The organism is Brachybacterium sp. SW0106-09 (genome assembly GCF_001293905.1).
Lineage (GTDB): Bacteria > Actinomycetota > Actinomycetes > Actinomycetales > Dermabacteraceae > Brachybacterium > Brachybacterium conglomeratum.
The window spans coordinates 1-19671 of record NZ_BCAK01000034.1; the positions used below are offsets into that span (position 1 = coordinate 1).

11 protein-coding genes are annotated in these 19671 nt (G+C 73.4%); all 11 read right to left on the reverse strand.

Features of this window, described 5'->3' with window-relative positions; genetic code table 11:
* Positions 1-216 precede the first annotated feature (216 nt).
* Positions 217-696 carry a hypothetical protein gene (locus tag Y09_RS13115; RefSeq protein WP_234695734.1) on the reverse strand — a complete coding sequence of 160 codons (480 nt, stop codon included), beginning with the start codon at positions 694-696 and terminating at the stop codon, positions 217-219.
* Positions 697-830: 134 nt separating this feature from the next.
* The gene (locus Y09_RS13120) at positions 831-1097 is read right to left on the reverse strand and encodes a WXG100 family type VII secretion target (protein ID WP_141748065.1); all 267 of its coding nucleotides are present in this window, start codon (positions 1095-1097) and stop codon (positions 831-833) included.
* Positions 1098-1307: 210 nt separating this feature from the next.
* Positions 1308-5774: an FtsK/SpoIIIE domain-containing protein gene (locus Y09_RS13125; RefSeq protein WP_053918127.1), complete on the reverse strand. Its 4467-nt coding sequence runs from the start codon at positions 5772-5774 to the stop codon at positions 1308-1310.
* Positions 5775-5870: 96 nt separating this feature from the next.
* Positions 5871-6581, reverse strand: a complete 711-nt coding sequence (locus Y09_RS13130; protein WP_010552408.1) for a hypothetical protein — start codon at positions 6579-6581, stop codon at positions 5871-5873.
* Positions 6582-6719: 138 nt separating this feature from the next.
* Positions 6720-8369, reverse strand: a complete 1650-nt coding sequence (locus Y09_RS13135; RefSeq protein WP_053918128.1) for a serine/threonine-protein kinase — start codon at positions 8367-8369, stop codon at positions 6720-6722.
* Entirely contained in the window at positions 8366-11686 is a 3321-nt protein-coding gene (locus Y09_RS18185; RefSeq protein ID WP_053918129.1) for an FHA domain-containing protein, read from the reverse strand. Before Y09_RS18185 ends, Y09_RS13135 begins: the two co-directional genes overlap by 4 nt.
* On the reverse strand, positions 11683-12558 hold the full coding sequence (locus tag Y09_RS13145) for a PP2C family serine/threonine-protein phosphatase (RefSeq protein ID WP_053918130.1): 876 nt from the start codon (positions 12556-12558) through the stop codon (positions 11683-11685). The genes Y09_RS18185 and Y09_RS13145 overlap by 4 nt, the downstream gene beginning before the upstream one ends.
* Positions 12555-14711 carry an RDD family protein gene (locus Y09_RS18190; protein ID WP_053918131.1) on the reverse strand — a complete coding sequence of 719 codons (2157 nt, stop codon included), beginning with the start codon at positions 14709-14711 and terminating at the stop codon, positions 12555-12557. Before Y09_RS18190 ends, Y09_RS13145 begins: the two co-directional genes overlap by 4 nt.
* The gene (locus Y09_RS13155; RefSeq protein ID WP_053918132.1) at positions 14708-17227 is read right to left on the reverse strand and encodes a transglutaminase domain-containing protein; all 2520 of its coding nucleotides are present in this window, start codon (positions 17225-17227) and stop codon (positions 14708-14710) included. The genes Y09_RS18190 and Y09_RS13155 overlap by 4 nt, the downstream gene beginning before the upstream one ends.
* On the reverse strand, positions 17224-18642 hold the full coding sequence (locus Y09_RS13160; RefSeq protein ID WP_053918133.1) for a DUF58 domain-containing protein: 1419 nt from the start codon (positions 18640-18642) through the stop codon (positions 17224-17226). Before Y09_RS13160 ends, Y09_RS13155 begins: the two co-directional genes overlap by 4 nt.
* Positions 18639-19613 carry a MoxR family ATPase gene (locus Y09_RS13165; RefSeq protein ID WP_053918134.1) on the reverse strand — a complete coding sequence of 325 codons (975 nt, stop codon included), beginning with the start codon at positions 19611-19613 and terminating at the stop codon, positions 18639-18641. Before Y09_RS13165 ends, Y09_RS13160 begins: the two co-directional genes overlap by 4 nt.
* Between the last annotated feature and the right edge of the window lie 58 nt (positions 19614-19671).

The window sequence follows — 19671 nt, forward strand, 5'->3', positions numbered from 1 at the left end:
AACCACCCACCACACCTCGGCGATGGGGACAACTCCCCAGGCAGAGGTCCCCGTGCACCGCTCCCCACGCGACGCCTCGTGGCACCTCGCCGGGCCGCCGCCTCGCCGCCGCCTCGCGAGGACCTCGACAGGGTCGGCCGGACGGCCTCGCCCCGGACGGCTGGAGGGCGCCGGCCACGATGGCCGGCGCCCTCCGGGGACGATGCGGTGGCGGGGTCAGTCCAGGGTCAGCTGCAGGGAGTCCTGGATGGCGCGGACGGTCTCGATCTCCTCGTCGGCGCTCTCCGCTCCGCAGCTGCCCACGATCTCGAGCACATCGGCGGCCACGCCCCCGCGGTCGATCACGGCGTAGCGCGCGGCCTGCACCACGGTCGGGCGGCCGGGCTGGGTGTAGCCGTACTCGCTCGCGATCCAGGTGGTGCCCTCGATCTCGATCTCCCCGGTGCCGAGCTCCTCGAGCTCGGGCAGGGAGGCCTTGCGCTGCTCGAGGCCGGCGCGCGCCGCCTCGAGGGTGAACTCCGGTCCGAAGCGCTGCACGGTCACGACCACGTTCGCGCGGAAGCGCCCGTCGACGCGGGGCTGGGCGACGGCGAGCTGCACTCCCGGAACCGTGAGCGGCTCCCAGTCCTCCGGCACCTCGACCCGGACCCGAGGGGGCGCAGGGAAATCGGCGCTCGGATACTCGATGCTCTTCACGGTGCTGTGCTCCATTCGTCCCCCTGGCACTCTCGGCGACAAAGATACCAGGCAGGGGAGAGGCCCGAGCGGTGCTCCGCCCGGGCCTCTCCCCACCCCTGTCGCCGTCCGTGACGGCGCGGTCCTGCACCGCCTCAGCTGGAGGTGGCCTCCTGCTCGGCGGCGTTGCGGTCGGCGGTGTCGCCGAGCTCGTTGACCGCGTTCATGATCTGCTGCAGCGCGGGGACCATCTCCCCGGACCACTGGCCGCGGAAGCGATCCGCGTCGGGGCCGGTCCAGTCCACGTCCTCCAGGCCCCGGGTGAGCTCCTGCTCGATCCGCGTGATCTCCTCGGCCGCATCGCGCAGCTGGCCGGACATCCGCTTGACCTCGTCGACGTTCATACCCTTCGTGGCGTTCACGATGCGGGTTCCCCTTCCTGTTCACCGGCTCCTGCGCCCCCTGCGGTGCACCGGGCCTCTTGCGTGCTCGACAGCTCTCACTGTAGGGCGATCCGCCGGAGGCGACCATGGGGAGGAGTCCCCATGGGGACGGAGCACCCCTCCGGACGCGTCGCGGGGGCCTCAGGGGCGGGCTCGACGCCCCTCCCCGTCGGCCCCCGAGAGCGGCCCTCAGCCCGACGTGATCTGCGCGACCTGCAGCTTCATCGCCCGACCGCTGTAGACGAGGAAGCCGCGGCCGGCCGGGAAGTCGGCCCGACGGATCCTCCCCAGTCCGGTGCCGAGCAGCGAGTCGCCGTCCATGTCGCTGGGCTGGAGCAGCAGCCCGCGCCGTCCGGCCTTGAACGGCTGGGCGAGGACGTAGGCCTGGGACCACGAGGCGGACTCGTTCTCGCCCACCACGAACTGGCCCTCGCGGGTGCTGGCGCGGATGAGCTTGTCGAGGTCGTTCTCCACGCCGGTGCCGGTGAAGTCGGCGACCCCGTCGATGAACAGGGCCAGGCGCCCCTCCCCCACCGAGCCGGACTCGATCGTCTGGCGGAGCTGGCCGGCGAGCTCGCGCACGGTGTCCGGATCGGAGGCCTCCACGTCCCAGACCGGCAGCCCGGTCAGCGGGGTGCGGCGGGAGGAGAAGCGGACCAGGCGCATGGGGTTCTCCATCGCCTTGAGGCCGGTGGCGATGGTGAGCATCGCGGTGGTGCGACCCGATCCCATGGGGCCGGTGACCATGAAGGCGCCGCGCGGCTCGTAGGTGATCTCGGCGAGGGTCTCGTCGGCCAGGCCGAGGACGGGCCGGCCGCCGACGACGGGGCGGAGCGTCGAGAGCTCGACCCGCTCGGGCAGGCGCTCGATGGTGGGCGCCTCGGGCACGCCGGCGCGCCGCATCGCCTGGGCGAGCTTGGCGACCTCGCGGGACTGGATCGCGACGTTCGAGTCGCCGCCGTGCACCGCGATCTGCACCTCGTGGCCGTCGAGGATGGAGCGTCCCGGGGGCGAGGAGCCGTCCAGGACGTCCTTGGGCTCGCCGAAGGCCGAGTAGTCGTCGGCACTGGCCATGCGGTGGACGAGGCGGCGCTGGATCGAGGAGCCGAGCGAGGTCGGGATCGCGTTGGGACGGTCGCCGGTGACGATGACGTGCACGCCCACCTGACGGCCGTCGGTCGCGATCTGCACGAAGGTGGTGAACCACTTCGAGAGGTTCGAGTAGTCGTAGGCCTCGCGGAAGGCGGCCATGCCGTCGACCAGCAGCAGCACACGCGGGGTGTCGGACTTCCCGGTCAGGTCCCGGTACTCGGCCACGGACCCGGCGCGATGCTTCGCGAACTCGCGGGCGCGGTCGTCGATCAGCTCCCGCAGGGTGCGCAGCAGGCGGATCACGCGCTCCTCGTCGTCGCCCGCGATGATCGAGCCGACGTGCGGGAGGTCCTCGAGCATGGTCAGGCCCGAGGCGCCGAAGTCGAGCCCGTACACGTGGACGGGGCCGCCGCGCACCGTCGAGGCGGCGGAGATCGCGATGGTGCGCAGCGTGGTCGACTTGCCGGAGCCGCCGGTGCCGTAGATCGCCATGTTGCCGTCGCGATCGGGATAGTAGGAGACGGTCGGCTGGGACTGCTCCTCGGGCACGTCCATCACCCCCAGCAGCAGCTCCTCGTCGGTGCGACGCGTGGGCAGGCGCGAGAGGTCGTAGGCGTCGGCCAGCTCGGACAGCCACGGCTTGCGGGGCGCGGGCACGCCGGCGCGCTCGGCGGCGGCCTTCACCGTCGCGACGACGCGGGAGATGTCGTTGGGGCCGGGGTCCTTGACCTCCTTGGTCGGCGGGGAGGGGATGTCCCACTGCTCGCCGGTGCCGAAGTCCTTCTCGACGATGTCGATGCGTGCCCGCTCGGGCTCGTGGGTGGTCCACCCTCCCGCGTAGCCGGTCTGGAAGGTCGCGATGCGGCCGGGGCCGGTCTTCGCCGCGGCGCGGCCCGGGATGCCGGGGTCGAAGTGGGCGGCCATCTTGTCGCCGAGGATGTCCTTGGAGTCGGCCTCGTCGGCCATGCGCAGCGCGATGCGGAGGTTCGTGTTGGCGCGCAGGTTGTCCTTGATGACGCCGGCGGGCCGCTGCGTCGCGAGGATCAGGTGCAGGCCCAGGGAGCGGCCGCGTGCGGCGACGTCCACGACGCCGTCGACGAACTCGGGGATCTCCTTCGCCAGCGCCGCGAACTCGTCGACGATGATGATCAGGCTGGGCGGGGCCTCGGGGTCGCCGGTCCGCTCGAGGGAGACGAGGTCCTTGGCCTTCTTCCGGTTCAGCAGGTGCTCACGATGGTGCAGCTCCGCCCGCAGCGAGGTGAGCGCGCGTCGCACCAGGTGCTGGGAGAGGTCGGTGACCAGACCCACGGTGTGCGGCAGGTCGACGGCGTCGGCGAAGGCGGCGCCGCCCTTGTAGTCCACGAACAGGAAGGTGACCCGGTCGGGGCTGTGCGCGGTGGCCATGCCCATCACCCAGGCCTGCAGGAACTCGGACTTGCCGGCGCCGGTGGTGCCGCCGACGAGGGCGTGGGGGCCGTTGGTGCGCAGGTCGAGGTGGAAGGCGTCCTGGCCGTTGTGGCCGATGAGCCCCCGGAGGTTCGCGTCGTGCTTGCGGCGCTGGGGCTCGGAGCCGTCGCGCGGGGTGAGGGAGTTGTTCTCCTTCCACCGCTCGATGATGTGGTCGGGGTCCTCGGCCATCGCCATGCCGCCGAGCTTGAGATAGGAGATCGCGCGGGGGAGGTCGGAGTCGTCGTCGACGGGGACGCCCGCGTCGACGACGGGCGCGAGGTGGCGGGCCACGCCGGCGGCGACGTCGACGGAGACGGTCTCGACGGTGACGGGGTAGAACCGCTCCCCCACCCGCACGTGCCCGGCGCTCGCGCCCTCGATCGACTCGTCCACGGAGACGTAGGTGCGGCAGGCCGCGGGCAGCGCGGCGATGTTCGCGGCGCACCAGATCACGTGCACGCCGACGTCGGGGCCGCGCTCGGCGATGCGCACCAGGCGCGCCCGGTCCACGGGGGCGTCGTCCTCGATGATCACCACCAGGCTCGGGGTGATCGGCTCCGGCGGGATCTGCGGCTCCTCGGTGACGTCGACGGTCATCGGGGTGCGCAGGGCGGGCGGCGCATCGCCGGCGCGCTGCTCGATCAGCTCCTCGATCCGCGAGAGGAGGGAGGTGCCGCGACCGGGGGTGTCGGCGAGGTGGTCACCGGGCAGCGGGGAGTGCGGGCTGGAGGTGTGCGGCAGCCACTTCAGCCACTGCCACATGTCGCGGCTGGAGCGGGAGGTGATCGCGGCCAGCGCGATCTCCGCCGGGGAGTGGAGCGCGAAGAGCTGGGTGACGATGCCGCGGGCGACCCCGTCGGCCTCCTCGCCGCCGCCGGCGACGCCGAGGTTGCCCGCGTACCTCAGCTCCGCGACCACCGGCACGCCGGCGATCATCTTGTACTCCTCGTGCATGTCGTCGAGCATGTCGTAGTACTTCGGGATGGCATCGTTCTCGCCGGGCATGTCGATGCCCACCCGGGACTCCGCGATGCCCAGTCCCAGGCGCACGGTGCCGAAGGCGTTGTGCTCGGGGCGATGCGTCCACAGCAGACGCCCGAGGCGGAAGGCGGCGTCGACGGTGTCCGCGGCCGAGGGCGCCTCGACCAGGCGCACCGCCCGCTCGAGGTCCTGGGCGGCGGTGACGCGGCGCTTGAGGGAGGCGAGTCCCTCCTCGAAGTTCGCGATCTGCCGCTCGAGCATCTTCTTCTGCTGGAACTTGCGGTTGAGATACCCGGCCGTCGCCATCATCGGCATCATGAACACGAAAATGAGAGAGAAGGGGCTGCGGGTCAGCGAGAACATGAAGCCGCCCATGAGGAGCGGGGCGAACATCATGAAGATCGGGAAGAACTGGGGGTTCGGCTCCTTCGGCGGCGTCGGCGCCTTCAGCGGTCGGTAGGGGAAGCGCGGCACCACGCGCGGGGACCGGTTGAACTCGACCACCGGGGAGCTGGGGGCGGTGCCGCCGAGGCGGTGCAGGAGGATCACCGAGAAGGTGGTCCCGCCGATCAGCACCGTGTCCGCAGGGCCGATCACGGCGCGCTGGACCTGCTCGCCGCCGATCACCACGCCGTTGGAGGAGTGCAGGTCGACGATCTCGATGGTGTCGCCGACGTTGATGCGGGCGTGGCGCTTGGAGAGCATCGGGTCGGCGATGCGGATGTCGAGATCGCCCTCGCGCCCGATCACGCTGGACCCCGAGGGCAGCGGGTACTCGCGTCCCGACTCGGGGCCGGAGAGGACGCGCATCAGCGCGACCGCGGCGCCGCGGGACTCGGAGCGGGTGGCGTACTCGCTCGAGGAGCGGGCGATGGAGACGATGCTGCCGGAGCGCAGACCGGCCTGGATCAGGTCGATCGAGCGGTCCAGGGAGCGCACGCCGTTCGCGCCGGGTCCGGCACCGGGGTCCTGGACCTGGAGGGTCAGCCCGTCGGGCGGCTCGACCTCGCTGCGCAGCGGGTCGGCGAGGTACAGGGCGTTCGCGACGTCGGCGACGGTCGCGGTCGCGTCCGCGGTCACCTCCAGATCGGTCAGCCGGTCCTCGGGCCTGCGCAGCGTGAGCTTGATGCGCATCTGGTCTCCTCCCCCTGGCGGGCCCCTCGCCCGCCGTCCTGATCCCCGCGTCGGGGATCGGCTCCGTCCGTCCGGCTCGATCCCCGGCGGGGCGGCCTACTCGTCGTCCTCGTCCTGGGACTGGTCCAGCAGCGGCAGGTCCTCGCTCGTCACCAGCCGTGAGAAGACGGCGTGCTCGACGAGGCGGGCCCGTCGGTTGGAGGCGAGCTTGCCGGGCCCGCCGCGCAGCCCTCGCACCCCGAGCCGGTCGAGCTTGTCGCAGACGTTGTCGAGCTTGCGGTTGAACTTCGTCAGCTGCCAGCCCAGGCGCTTGGAGGCCTGCGCCGAGGTGGGCACCGAGCTCATTCCGGAGCCCTCGCGGGTGAGCATCGGCTCGGCGAGCGCGAGGATCAGCAGCTTCTGGCTCGGGGTCAGCTGGACGGAGCCGACGGTGGTCTCCCCCGCCGGGTCGTCGGGGCCTGCGATCCGCGCGAACTCCGGGGACTCCGCGTGCACGGACAGGTCGTAGGTGGTGGGGCCGGCGGTGAAGACCACCTTGGTCACGTCGAAGACGAGCGGGATGCGCGCGCCGGGCGCGAGCCAGGCCTGCATCGAGCCGGTGCCGTCGGTGATCGTCGCCGAGAGCCGCGCCCCGATGTTCACCAGCCACCACATCGACTCGACCTGCACGATCGTCAGGAAGCGTCGGTGGAGGAAGGGGTTGTCCTCGTCGATCGTGAGGTCCGCCTCGCGACCGATCGTGAGCTCCTCCCCGTCCTCGACGCGGTACCACTCGCCGCAGAACTCGACCGAGATCGTCGATGCCATGGTCACTGCTCTCCTGTGTGTCGGGTCCGGTGGGCGCGCGCCGCGGCGGCGCCCGTCTCGCCGTGCGAGGCGCTGTCCTCGTCGGTGGTCGTCGGGGTCATGGGTATCGGGGCCGTCGGGGCCGTGATCGTCGAGGCATCACCCATTGAGGCACTTCTTCTCCGCCTCGCTGGACTGCCCGTTGGGGTTGACGGTCCTGACGGTCAGGCACCGCTCCGCCAGCTGGGGCGGGATCTCGATCACGACCGAGTTGCGGCCGTGGACCTCGTGCTGCACGCCGTAGCGGTCGTAGTTCGCGGGAAGGTCCTGCCACTGCACGATGAAGTGGTCCTCCTGGGCGAAGTTCTCGGGCAGCTCCCATGCGACCTTCACCCGCCCGGTCCCCCCTCCTTCCTGCTCGGGGGCGACGACCTGCAGCTCAAGGCTGCGGGGGGCGCCCGGCGCCTCCTGCGGCGCCTCGGGCACATTGATGTCCGTGGTCGCGATCGGGTCGGGCTCCTCCACGAAGAAGTGCCGCACGCCGAGGGTCGCCCCGACGCCGAGCAGGATCACGAGCACCGCGGCGAGGGTGACGAACGGCCAGGCGGGGGTGCGGGGTTTCTCGGGCTCCGGCTCCCGGTGCTCGTGGGCCAGCGGCGCACGGCCGACGGATCCGGCGGGCGCCCCGGCGGGGCGCAGCATCGTGGACTCCGAGGCGTCGGCGGCCGACGGGGCCGAGGCGCCCGACCAGCTCGCGGGGCCCGCCGCGGCGGGGGCGGCGCCGAGCGCCGGGGCGACCCCGGCATAGGGGTCCCTGCGCCGACGGCCGCCGGGGCTGGTGCCCGTCTCGGGATCGACGGTGGCGACCTTCCGGATCCGGGTGTGCTCGACGAGCTCGTCGTCCTCGCCGTCGTGGGCGGGGGCGGCGCCGCGGTCGTCCAGCACGTCCATCTGGGTGACCGGGAGCGAGAGCGAGAGCTCCACCTGCTGCAGCGCACGCCCGAAGGCCAGCGCGGTGTCGTAGCGGCCGGCGGGGTCCTTCGCCATCGCGATGGACAGCGCCCGGTTCAGCTCCGGGGGCACGTCGGGCCGGTTCAGGGACGGCAGCGGCTCGCTCGCGATCCGCTGGATGAGGTCGGTGGCGGTGTTGCGCTGCCCGCGCCGTTCGAAGGGCGTCTGCCCGGCCAGCAGCGAGTACACGCTCGCGGCGAGGGAGAACACGTCGCTGCGCACGTCGGCGCGCGGCGGGTCGGCGAAGAACTCGGGCGGCGACCAGGGGATCGACATGCCCTGGGAGTCCTCGACGTCCTCGCCCTGCCCGGCGGCGATGGAGATGCCGAAGTCGGTGAGCGCGGGCCGGTTGTAGTCGGTGACCAGGATGTTCGCGGGTTTGATGTCGCGGTGGAGGATCCCGGCGCGGTGCGCGGTCTCCACGGCGCCGGCGATCTGCACGCCCACGCGCAGCGCCTCGGCGACGGTGATCCGCTCCTTGCGGAAGCGCACGCCGTAGTTCGGGCGCGAGCAGTACTCCATCACGATGTAGGGGCGGTGGTCCCCGGAGACCTCGGCCTGGTGGATCGTGACGATCGAGGGGTGGGTCGACATCTGGGCCATGACATTGGCCTCGGAGTCGAACTGATGGCGCACGGACTCGTCGAGCGCCGTGGACAGCAGCACCTTGATCGCGACGCGGCGCTGCGGCCGTGCCTGGCGGTACAGGAACACGTCCGCGAACCCGCCCGAGCCGAGCATCTTCTCGTACTCGTAGCCGGCCAGGCGCGGCGGTGCCGAGGGCGGTCTCGAGCTCATGACTTCTCCCCGTACGTCAGGTGCACTTCATCCCCCAGGTCAAGCAGGTCTCCGTCGTGGAGCACCACGCCCTCGCGGGGGCGCAGCCGCAGGGGCTCGTAGCCCTCGCGGTGCAGCGTGGTGCCGTTGGTGGTGCCGAGGTCGAGCGCGACCACGTGCCATCCCTCGAGCCTCAGCTCGAGGTGCGATCTGGAGATGTCCTGCTGCGGGCTCGGCACCGTGATCAGCTGCGGCACGTCGCTGCCGCTGACGCGGGACGCCCGGGGGCGCCGGCCGATGACCGCGGTGCGGTCGAGCACGAACCCCTCCCCCGTGCTCACCGCGACGGCGCCCAGCGGAGGGCGGGCGACGGTGCGGGTGGGGCCGCTGAGCGGCGCGGCGCAGAGCCGGCAGGCCGACCTCTCCGGCGAGTTCGCGTGGCCGTTCGCGCACACCAGCCCCGGCAGCGCCACGGCGGCGCCGCCCGATCCGCGGGTGGCGGGTCGTGCGGGACCTCCCTGCGCGGCAGGGGCGTGCGGGGCGGACGGGGCGGACGGCCCTGCAGCCGGAGCCGGGACGGGCCGGGCCGCGGGCCCCGGAGCCGGCGGCGCTGCGGTGCCCGGCGCGACGGGATGCGGTGCGCTCGCATGGCGTCCTCCGACGCCGGGGGCGTGCGACGGCTGCTGTCCCTGCTGCCCGATGTGGCCGGAGGCGCCGGCGGCGGGGGCCGGATGGCCGGAGGCGGCAGGCCGACCGTGGGGGGCCGGGACACCGTTCTGGCCGGGCCCGACGAACTGGCCGGGCTGCCCGTGCTGGCCCGGGCGGCCGTACTGGCCCGGCTGGCCGTAGGGAGACTGCTGGCCGTCAGCGGTCTGCTGTCCGTGAGGAGGATGCTGGGGGTAGGGGGCCTGCTGGCCGTAGGGCGCCTGCTGGTGCGACGGACCCGGGCGTCCGTGATCGCCCTGCTGGCCGTGCCGGCCCTGCGCGCCGTACGCGCTCTGCGGACCGTAGGGCCCCGGTGCCGCGTACGGGCTCTGCTGCCCCCGGGGTCCCGGCATCCCGTACGGACTCGCCCCGTGTCGGTCGTCGGCGCTCTGCGCACCCCGCATCGGGGTCCCGGGGCCGGAGACCTGTGCGTACCTGTGCGCTCCCGTGCCCTGGGGGGCGTCGGGCCGGGTCGGCGCCGGACGCGAGCCGGTGTTCGGGGCGGGCGGACGCTCGGCCATGTGGACCTGCGGATAGGCCGGCGGTGCGCTCTGCGGTCGCGCGGCGCGACGTGCGGCGGCCTGCGCGATCTCCGGCGCGGTCCGTCCCACGCCCGGCACCCAGTCGATGAAGTCGCCGGCGCCGGTGGTGTGCTCGGGGACGGGGGCGTCCTCGGCCTCGTCGTCCGCGTCGGTGCCGGGGGTCCGGGTCTCGGAGGGGAAGTCGCCGTCCGCCGCGACGACGTCCGCGCCGGGGGCGGAGGCGGCCTGCTCGTGCTCGGCCTCCTCGCCCTCCTCGCCGCTGCGGCGCACGGCGGCGTCCTCGATGCGGCGGAAGACGGTCTTGCCGAAGAGGTCGTCGTAGGCGCCGGAGTTCTCGAGGTCGCCCGTGGAGGCGGCGGGACGCTGCGGCGCGGGCGCCGGAGCGCGTCGGACAGGCGTGGGCGCCGGTCCGTCCTCCTCCTCCGGCCCTTCTCCGTCGTCGATCGGTGCGATCAGGGTCGGCGGCGACTCGAGCTCGTCCTCCATGGGCGGCTCGGGCGTGGGCACCGAGGGCGAGGCGGGGCGCGCCGGGGAGGCCGCCGGTGCAGCGGAGGCCGGAGGCGTGACCGGTGCGGGAGCGGCTTCGGGTGCAGGCTCTGGGGCGTCGGCCGGCTCGGCAGCGGGCTGCCCGGGGGCAGGCTGCGCAGGGGCGCCGGGAGCGGAGGCGTCCTGCGCCGCGGGCTGCTGCGTCTCGGCGGCGGAGGCATCCTGCGCCGCAGGCTGCTGCGTCTCGGGCGCCGACGGTGCGGGCGCCGGGTGAGAGCCGTGTGCCGTCGCGGTCTCCTCGGAGAGGGGCTCGACCGGCTGCGCGGTCGCCTGCTCGGCGGCGCTCGGTGCAGGCGCGGCGGCGGGCGGGGGCGCGGTGCGCCGACGGTCGAAGAGCGAAGTGCTCACGAGTCGTCGCTTCGCGGGCGCGGTCCGCGTTCCGGCGACGGGCTGCGAGGGCGCGCCCGTCGTCGCGGTCTCCGCCCTCGCTCCGGTCGCCTCGGCCGGCGCGTCGTCGGCCGGTGCCGACCCCGACGGCGCGGCCGACGGCGCGGACTCGAGCGGCGCGGATGTCGCGGCCGGCGCCGGCGATGGAGCCGGCGAAGGAGTCGCAGCCTGCTCGGGCGTTGCAGCCGGAGCCGGCGTGGCAGCCGGAGCAGGCGTCGCCGCGGGCTGAGCGGACTCCGCCGCGGGTGCCGACGGCGCGGCGGCGGGACCGGCGGTCGACTGCCCGGGCGCGGCCGGAGCGGGGACCGGAGTCGCCGCCGGAGCCGGGGCGGGAGCCGACGCCGTTGCCGGGGCGTCGTTCCCGAAGAGGCCCGCGAAGAGGTTCGGTCCCGAGGACGCCTCCGCCTCGGCCGCGGGGCGCGAGGAGGACGCGGAGGATCCGCCGCGGGACAGCGACGGCGGCATCTCGCCCGGCTTGCGGGTGGCGACGGAGGGCTTGCGGATCGACGAGGAGCTCGAACCGGATCCTGCGGTCGTCGAGGGCTTCGAGGGCGTGGGCGCCGGACGCTCCGCGCGGCGCTTCTTCGCCTCCTCCGTCTCGATCGAACGGCCGTCCTTCTCCACCTGCTCGGCGAGCGCGGCGCGGTCGGCCTCCTCGAGCTGGGTGGGGTCGACGGTCATGTGCACGAAGCCGCGCACGGGCACGATGCCCGAGACCACGCGCGGCGCGCCGACGGGCTCCTCGGGCGGGAGGTCGCCGAAGGCCACCCGGCGCACCCCCTCGAAGGAGCTGATCACCAGCGGCTGCTCCTCGGTGCCGACGACCACCTGCGCCCCATCGGCCGTGTAGACGGCCAGGGGCGTGGAGCCCTTCACCCCGACCGTCGCGCTCTGCCCGTCGTGGACGCCGAACAGCAGCGCGGTGAGCTTGTCCGCGCTGCCCAGATCACCGGCCTCGACCAGCTGATCGACGAACTCCTCGGCCTCGGGGCGCCGTCCCAGCACCTCCCAGGCCGCCTCCGTCACCTGCTTGCGCAGCCCGGGGACGAGCACCACCCAGCGGTCCTCGCGCACCACGAGGGTCGCCGGCCCCTGTCGGGTCCAGGTGCCGAGGCCGAGCAGGGAGGCCGCGGCGGACGCCGTGTCCTCGGTCGTCATGCCCGACCCTCACCGTCCGCGAGGGGGCGCGGGAGCGTGTCCTCGTCGACCTCGAACTCGTCCTCCGCGGGAGAGGTGCCGCCGGCGGTGTCCTCGGAGGCGCCGGGCTGCCCCAGCACCTCGACCGCCTCGACGATCACCACGGAGATGTTGTCGTGCCCGCCGCCGTCCAGTGCACGGCGCACCAGGTCCTCGGCGATGGTGCGCACGTCGGTGGGTCGGCGCAGCATCCGCTCGATCGACGCGTCGTCGACCTCGCCGGTGAGCCCGTCGGAGCAGATCAGCATCCGATCGCCGACCTCCGCCGGGATCAGCCAGTAGTCGGGATCCGACTCCGGCCCGGCGCCGAGCGCCCGGGTGACCATGTGCCGGTAGGGGTGGATCCGCGCCTGCTCGGCCGAGATCTCGCCGCGGTCCATCAGCTCCTGGACCACCGAATGGTCCACGCTGACCTGCTCGAAGATCTCCCCCGAGAGGCGGTACACCCGGGAGTCGCCCAGGTTCATCACGACCCAGTAGCCGATCCCGTCCAGCACCATCGTCCCGACCAGCGCGACCGTGGTGCCGGCGCCGAGGGTCGACTCGCCGCCGAGCTCGCCGATGCGCACCGACGCGGTGTGCAGCGCGTCGCCGAGCTGCTCGACGGTGACGTTCTGCTGGAGCGTCAGCTTCTCGAACTCCTCGACCGCGATCGCGCTGGCGACCTCGCCCGCGTTGTGCCCTCCCATCCCGTCGGCGACGAGATGGATCGGCGTGGCGGTCAGGAGGCTGTCCTCGTTCGTCGCCCGCACATGGCCGACGTGGGTGGCCGAGGCGGAGACGACGCGGACGGTGCCCTCGAGGTCCGGGTCGGAGAGGGAGCGGTCGATCACTGCACCCTCTCCACGGACAGGGTCCGGTCCCCGAGGGTGAGGCGGGCCCCGGCCGGGAGGACCATGGGGGTCTCCGGCACGAGGTTCTCGCGGGAGCCGTCCTCGCGCAGGATCGTCGAGCCGTTGGTGGAGCCGAGGTCGGTCACCAGCAGCTCCTCCCCCGTGCCGTCGATGCGCAGGTGGGTCTTGGAGACGGAGCGGGTGTCGTCCTTCATCACGAAGAGCACCTCGCCGGAGGGCGAGGAGGGGTTGCGCCCGACCACCACGGCCTTCTCGACGACGCGCTCGGCACCGTCGTCGGTGGTCAGCCGCACCTTCTTCGCGGGCGGGAGATGGGCGGGCGAGATGCGGGTCGCCTCGAGGTCGCCGAGGTCCTCGGGCACGGACATGCGCGTCGCCTCGTCCACGCCGTCGTCGCCCCAGGCATCACCGGTGACGTCGCTCGGGGCGTCGCCGCCGTGCGCCGCCGCGTCCTGGCCCGGCGCGGCCGGGGCCTGGTCCGCCGAGGCCGCGGGAGGCGGTCCCCAGGCGGCCGGGGAGGAGTCGACCGGTCCCGGGGCGGGAGCGGGCGACGGCGCCGGGGCGGGCTCCGGCGCGGGAGCCGGGGAGCCCCACTGCGTGGCGGGGGCGTATCCGCCCTGGTCCCAGCTCTGCGGCTGCTCCGGGGCCGAAGCCTCGCCCCACGAGGTCGCGGACTGCGAGGGCTCGGGCGCCGAGCTCTCCGGTGCCGAGGGCTGTCCCCAGGACGGGGCGGCCCGCGACTGCTCGGGGGCCGGGGCACCCCACTGCTGCTCCTGCGGGTTCTGCGCCGCGGGCTCGCCCCAGGACGGGGCCTGGTCCTGCCCGGCGGGCTGCTCCCACGAGGGCTGCGCGGGGGCCGACGGCTGGTCCCACGAGGACTGACCCGACGCGGACGGCTGGTCCCAGGAGGACTGCGCGGGTGCCGAAGGGATCGGCTCGACGGGCGGCGGGGCCCAGCCGCCGTCGGAGGCGGGCTGCTGGGGTGCCGGGGACGGGGAGCCCCAGGACGCGGCGGGAGCCTCGGCGGCAGAGGCCGCCGAGCCGCCCGGGGCGTACGGGCTCGGGGCGCCCTGCTCGGGCCCCTGCGCGCCGTCGACGGGCTGGACGGGGGAGGCGCCCTGGTCACGCCATGCCGCACCGGGCTCGGAGAGCAGGTTCTCGTGCGTGGACACCGCGACGGACGGCGCGCCGAGGTAGTGCTCGGCGCCGGCGCGCTCGAAGTCGTCGGGGCGGGGCTGGAGGGGGTTGCGTCCGGCCTTGATGTCCGTGACGACCGAGTCGATCGCCCGGTCGTGGAAGCCGCGCAGCAGCTTGCGCGGGTCGAAGAAGATCGACAGCGCCATCAGCAGCGGGAACAGCGCATACACAGCCCAGCGTCCGAGCGCGCGCACGAAGCCGAGCGCCCCGCCCTCGCTCAGGCGGGTCACGCGCAGGCCCAGGATCAGCTTGCCCAGGGTGAAGCCCTTGGCGCCGACCAGCCAGATCATCACCAGGTGGTATGCGGCCGGCAGCGCGGTCCCGACGCCGATGAGGATCATCGAGGTCGTGCTCGCGCTCTGCGAGGTGACGATCAGGATGAAGCCGATCAGGAACGGGACCGTCACGAGCGTGGCGATCACCGTGTCGATCAGCGCGGCGAGGAAGCGCTTGAGAGGGGTGGCCGGGGCGCAGCCGTCCAGCGGCGGCTCGAAGGACGCCGCGGCGGGAGCGCCCTCCGGAGCGGCGCCCGGCGCAGTGCCCGGGGCACTGCCCGGCCCGGAGGCCGACGCACCGGGCCCGCCGGGCATGCCGGGGCTCTGCCCGGGCTGGTTCCTCGCGGGCTGGTTCATCGGTGGCTGCGTGACCATCACCCGATCGTACTGTTCCTCGCTCCGCAGCGCGGTCGCTCCCGGCTGCGGCGAGCGGAGGGAGTCGGCCCTGATGAGCTCGATCCCCTCGTCCTCCTGGTCGGACCGCTCCTGCCCCTGCTCCGCCCGGGAGCGGGGCCTGGGCGGCGCCGACCAGGCGCCGGGCGCATCGGTGGCCCGCTTCTCGTAGGGCGAGGCCTGATAGCGCGCACCGCACTCGCCGCAGATCGCGGCCCCTTCGGACAGCAGCGTCCCGCAGGTGCTGCAGTATCTGGTCTGGTTCATGAGGAACGGCCCTTTCGCCTGATGGTCCGCCAGAGGGACGGTGCGGTCGTGCCGCGCACCGAGGAGCGGCGTCGCCGCAGCGCCTCCGTGCGCTTCTGCACCTTCGCCCGGGCGCGGGCGTTGACCCGTCGGCGCCGGTTCTCGCGCCGTCGCTCGGCCGCACCGCGGCGGAAGGAGCGCAGGGAGAGCGCGGTGCGGAGCCGACGATGCCACGGCAGGGCGGCGGTGGCGCCGCTGCGCGCCGCCATCACCTGGTCCCAGTACTCCTCCGCCGCGGCGTCAGGCAGGTCGTCCGGGCCGAACACGGCCCGGTCCGCGTGGGCGGCCAGCGTGGACGCCCCGAGCTGGGGGACGTCGGCCTGGAGCTGTGCGGCGATCTCCGCCCGGGTCATCAGCGGATCAGGAGCCCTGCCCATGTCGGTGAGGAGGTCCAGGATCTCCTGCCAGCCGCCGTCGACGCGGGCCGGCAGGGTCTCGAGCGCGCGACGGCGTCGGCGCCGCACCGTCTTGGCGATGATCACCGCGGCGGCGAACAGGCCCAGCAGCACGAACGGGAGCAGGCCGAGGCCCAGGTACACGACCCACGAGGCGGTCTCGTCGGTCGGGTCCTCGTCGTCGTCGGTGTCGTCGCTCATCGCGCCGGGCGGCGGGCTCGGCGGCTCGGCCGGGGGCGGCGGCGGCTGCGCGACCTGCGGCAGCGGCTTCTCCACCTCCTTGGGCTGCGGCTCCGTGGGGTCCTCGTCCTCGTCGGGGGCGGGATCGAAGCGCACCCAGCCGATGTCCTCGAAGGCGACCTCCACCCAGGCGGTGACGTCGTCGCCGGTGATGGAGGCGGTCCCCTCCTGGCCCTCGGGCACCTCGAAGCCCATCACCACGCGGGCGGGGATGTCGATCGAGCGGGCCAGCACGGCGGTCAGCGCCGCGTACTGCTCCTCGTCGCCGATGCGACCCATCGGCTGGGCGTCGGGGGTGTCCTCGTCGAAGCCGACCTCCTCGAGCATCGCCCGGAGCCGGCTGTACCCGTGGCCGGAGAGCGAGGCGGTGTCGTCCTCCAGGCCGTGGGAGTAGTAGGCGTCCTCCTTGACGGAGCGGGAGAGGTTCTGGAAGCGCTCGTAGTCGGAGTCGGAGGAGCCCGCCCACTCCTCGGCGAGCGCTGTCATGTCGTCCGTCGGCGTGTTGTCGGGCAGGGCGATGTCGGCGAACGTCGCGGTGTTCTGCTGCTCCGCGGTGGGCTCCGTGTACGGCTCGTAGGACAGCTCGTAGGTGTCCCCCGCCTGCACCCCGAGCGCGTTGACCGCGGTCTGCGAGGGCTGGTTGAGGAAGAGGTTCTCGGTGGTGGCGCTCGCGCGGCCCTGGTCCATCCCCTCGAGGTCGATGCGGTTGGTCCGCTCGCCGACGGTGGGCATCCACACGCCGCGGTACGCGCCGATCGTCACGGAGGAGACCTGCTGCTGCCCGGTGCCCTCCTCGAGGTCGACGCCGGGGGCGGTGCGCAGGAAGGCCCCGGAGGGACTGTCCTTCTGCCGGCTGGAGGCGACGTTGTAGACCTGCAGGTCGTACTGGTCCATCGTCGCCAGGCGGATCTGGTCGCCGCTGCTCACGCCGGTGATGGTGAACAGCTCCTCCTCGCGCTGATCCTTGAGGTAGCCGCGGAACTCGGTCAGCGGGGAGACGTACTGGCGCGGGTCGAAGGGCGGGGTGATCCGGTCGCGCTGGGCGTAGCGGATGGTGCCCTCGGGCGGGTCCAGCAGGGGGCTCGCCGCGAAGGCGCCGCCGGCGGCGATCGCCATGATCACGGCGCCGCCGATCACGCGGCGGCGCAGCACCGGGTTCTTCCAGGAGCCGGGGCGGACGGTGTCGGAGATGATCGTGGACTCGGTGCCCGCCAGGCGGCCGCTCTCGAAGCGCCAGGTCAGCCATCCGACGGACAGCACGGCGTAGAGCACGCCGCGCGGCACCGGCCAGAACGCCTGGTCCGTGCCGAAGAAGATGCTCGTCGCGACCATCACCAGCGGGAACAGCCAGGCCAGGACGTAGAGGCGGGTGCGCATCACGACGGTCATCGCCGCCAGCGACAGCAGCAGCATGCTGATCCACACCACCGCCAGCACGCCCTGGGCGACGCCGACGGGCGGGGCGACGGTCAGCAGCGACTTCCAGCTCGTCACCGGCGCCTTCAGCAGCTCGAGCAGCGATCCCGGGGTGGGGACGATGCCCCAGAGCGCCCGGGTGGGGGCGGCGAACATCGAGCCGAACAGGAGGTACACCCCGAGCACGAGGGCGGTGATCCGCAGCGGCCCCCAGCGCCAGCGGGCGCCGATCAGGGCGATCAGGGTGCCGAGCACGAGCGCCATGGTCCCGGTGACCAGGTACTGCGCTCCCCCGTAGACGTGCTGGAAGCCGAGCAGCGCGAGGACGAACAGCGCGCCGAGCACGGCGAGGTCGATCGCGAGGCGCTTCGCGGGGACGGACGAGAAGTAGCTGGGGCGGCGCGCGGGGCGCGCGGGCGCGGTCATCGGCCCACCGCCCTCAGGGCGCGGGCGAGGGTGTCGAGGGAGCCGAGGGTGACGACGTCGAGCGAGCCGATCGCCGATCGCTGCACCTCGGCGTCCTCCACGCAGCGGATCGCCACGGCCATCACTCCGATCGGAAGCTGGTTGGCGGCGGCGTTGAGCTCGCGCGCCGTGGTGTGGGGACCGACCACCATCATCACCGCGGAGGCGTTGGGGGCGAGGTCGGAGGCCTTCTGCCCCAGCTCGTGGAAGGAGATCCGCTCCCCCAGCTGCTCGACCAGCGTGTAGTCGTCCATCATCGGGCGGAAGGAGGCGGTGCGCTGGCGGGCGTCGAAGGTGAAGGGCGTCAGCTCCTTCTCCTCCCGGAAGGTCTGGGCGGAGATCGAGGCGGCCACGGACACGGCCAGCTCGAACTCCTCCTCGCTCGCATAGTGCTCGGCGAGGTTGTCGAGCGCGACCACCACGTGGGAGCGGCGGGTCTCCTCGAACTGGCGGACCATGAGCTTCCCGGTGCGGGCGGTGGTGCGCCAGTGGACGTGGCGACGGTCGTCGCCGGGGGCGTAGTCCCGCAGCGCGTGGAAGGCGATGTCGGAGCTGGAGAGGTCCGAGGAGGGCGTGCCCTCGAGGTCGCGGAGGAAGCCGCTGGCGGCCTCGTCGAGGCGGACCGTGCGCGGGTGGACGAAGAGCTCCTGCTCCTTCGCCCAGGTGACCTGGCGGCGCATGAGGGAGAGCGGGTCGTCGCGCACGGAGCGCACGGGGCCGACGACCAGCACGGCGCGGCGCTTGGTGGGGACGGCAAAGAGCTCCTCGTGGCTCTGGGCGGCCGCGAGCCGCGGCACCAGGAACTGGGCGGTGGCCTGGCCGACGGCCAGCTCGATCCGCGAGGGGAGGATGTCGCGCTGGGTGGGGTTCATGACCTCGACCCGGCCGACGGCCCGGGTGCCGACGACGACCCGGTGGGTCTGCAGGTCGAGGGTGACCTTGTAGTTCGCCTTGCCCAGCACGAACAGCGCCGCGATCACGAGCGGGACGGTGAGCGCGAGCGCGACCACGTTCAGCTCGGTGACGTGCAGGCTCAGGCCTGCGATCCAGCACGAGGCGGCGACGCCGGCCACGGCCCATCCCACCGGGGAGACGACGTCGAGGACCGGGTGGATGCGCCGCATCCACAGCTCGACGACGCGGTCCCGCAGACCGGCCCAGCCGGTGCTCGCGGGGGCCTCGCCCTGAGTGGTCTCCTCGGCCGGGCCGGTCTGCCCCTGACGGGCGCGCTTCGCGGCCGCGCGCGCCCTGCGGCGCTCGTGACGGGAGCCGGCACGGGACTCGGCCGCGGCGGCGCGGCGGCGCTTCTTCGCCTCGGCCTTGGCGGACTTCGCGTCGGCGGTATCGGTGGGGACGGACGAGGGCTGGGAGCTCATGCCGTCTGCTGGCGCGCCTGGGGAGGCGCCACCTCGCTGAGGATCTTGGTCATGACGGACTTCGCGGTGGTGCCCGCGAACTCGGCCTCGGGGTCGAGCACGAAGCGGTGCAGCCACACCGGCTCCACGAGCGACTTGACGTCGTCGGGGATCACGTAGTGGCGTCCGTTGACGGCGGCCCACACCTTGACGGTGCGCATGAGGGCGAGGGCGCCGCGGATGGAGACGCCGACGCGGACCTCGGGCGCGAGGCGGGTCTCCTCCATCAGGCGCGAGACGTACTCGAGCACCGCCGGGTCCACGTGCACGGTGGAGGCGAGCTGGGTCATGTCGTTGACGGCCTGCAGGGAGATGCGCGGGCTGAGCTGCTTGGAGCGGTCGCGCAGGGCGGAGCCCTGGAGGATCTGCACGCTCGAGGCGTGGTCCGGGTAGCCGATCGAGGTCTTCATCAGGAAGCGGTCCAGCTGCGCCTCGGGCAGGCGGTAGGTGCCGGCCTGCTCGATCGGGTTCTGGGTCGCGATCACCATGAAGGGGTTGCCGACCTCGTGGGTGACGCCGTCGACGGTGACGCGGCCCTCCTCCATCACCTCGAGCATCGCCGACTGGGTCTTGGGCGAGGCGCGGTTGATCTCGTCGGCGAGGACGACGTTGGCGAAGACGGGGCCCTTGTGGAACTCGAAGGACTTCGTGTTCTGGTCGTAGATCGTCACGCCGGTGACGTCGGAGGGCAGCAGGTCCGGGGTGAACTGAATGCGGGTGCTGGTGCCCTGCACGGTCGCCGCGATGGAGCGGGCGAGGGAGGTCTTGCCGGTGCCCGGCGCGTCCTCGAGCAGCACGTGGCCGGGGGCCATCATCGCGGTCATGACGAGGCGGACCACCTCGTTCTTGCCGAGGACGGCCTGGCCGACGCTCTGGACGAGCTTGTCGAAGGTGTCGGCGAACCAGCGGGCCTGTTCGGGGGTCATGCTCATGAGGAGGAGTCTGCTTTCGATGTGAGGGCAGTGGTATTCGATGAGTGGGACGGGATCG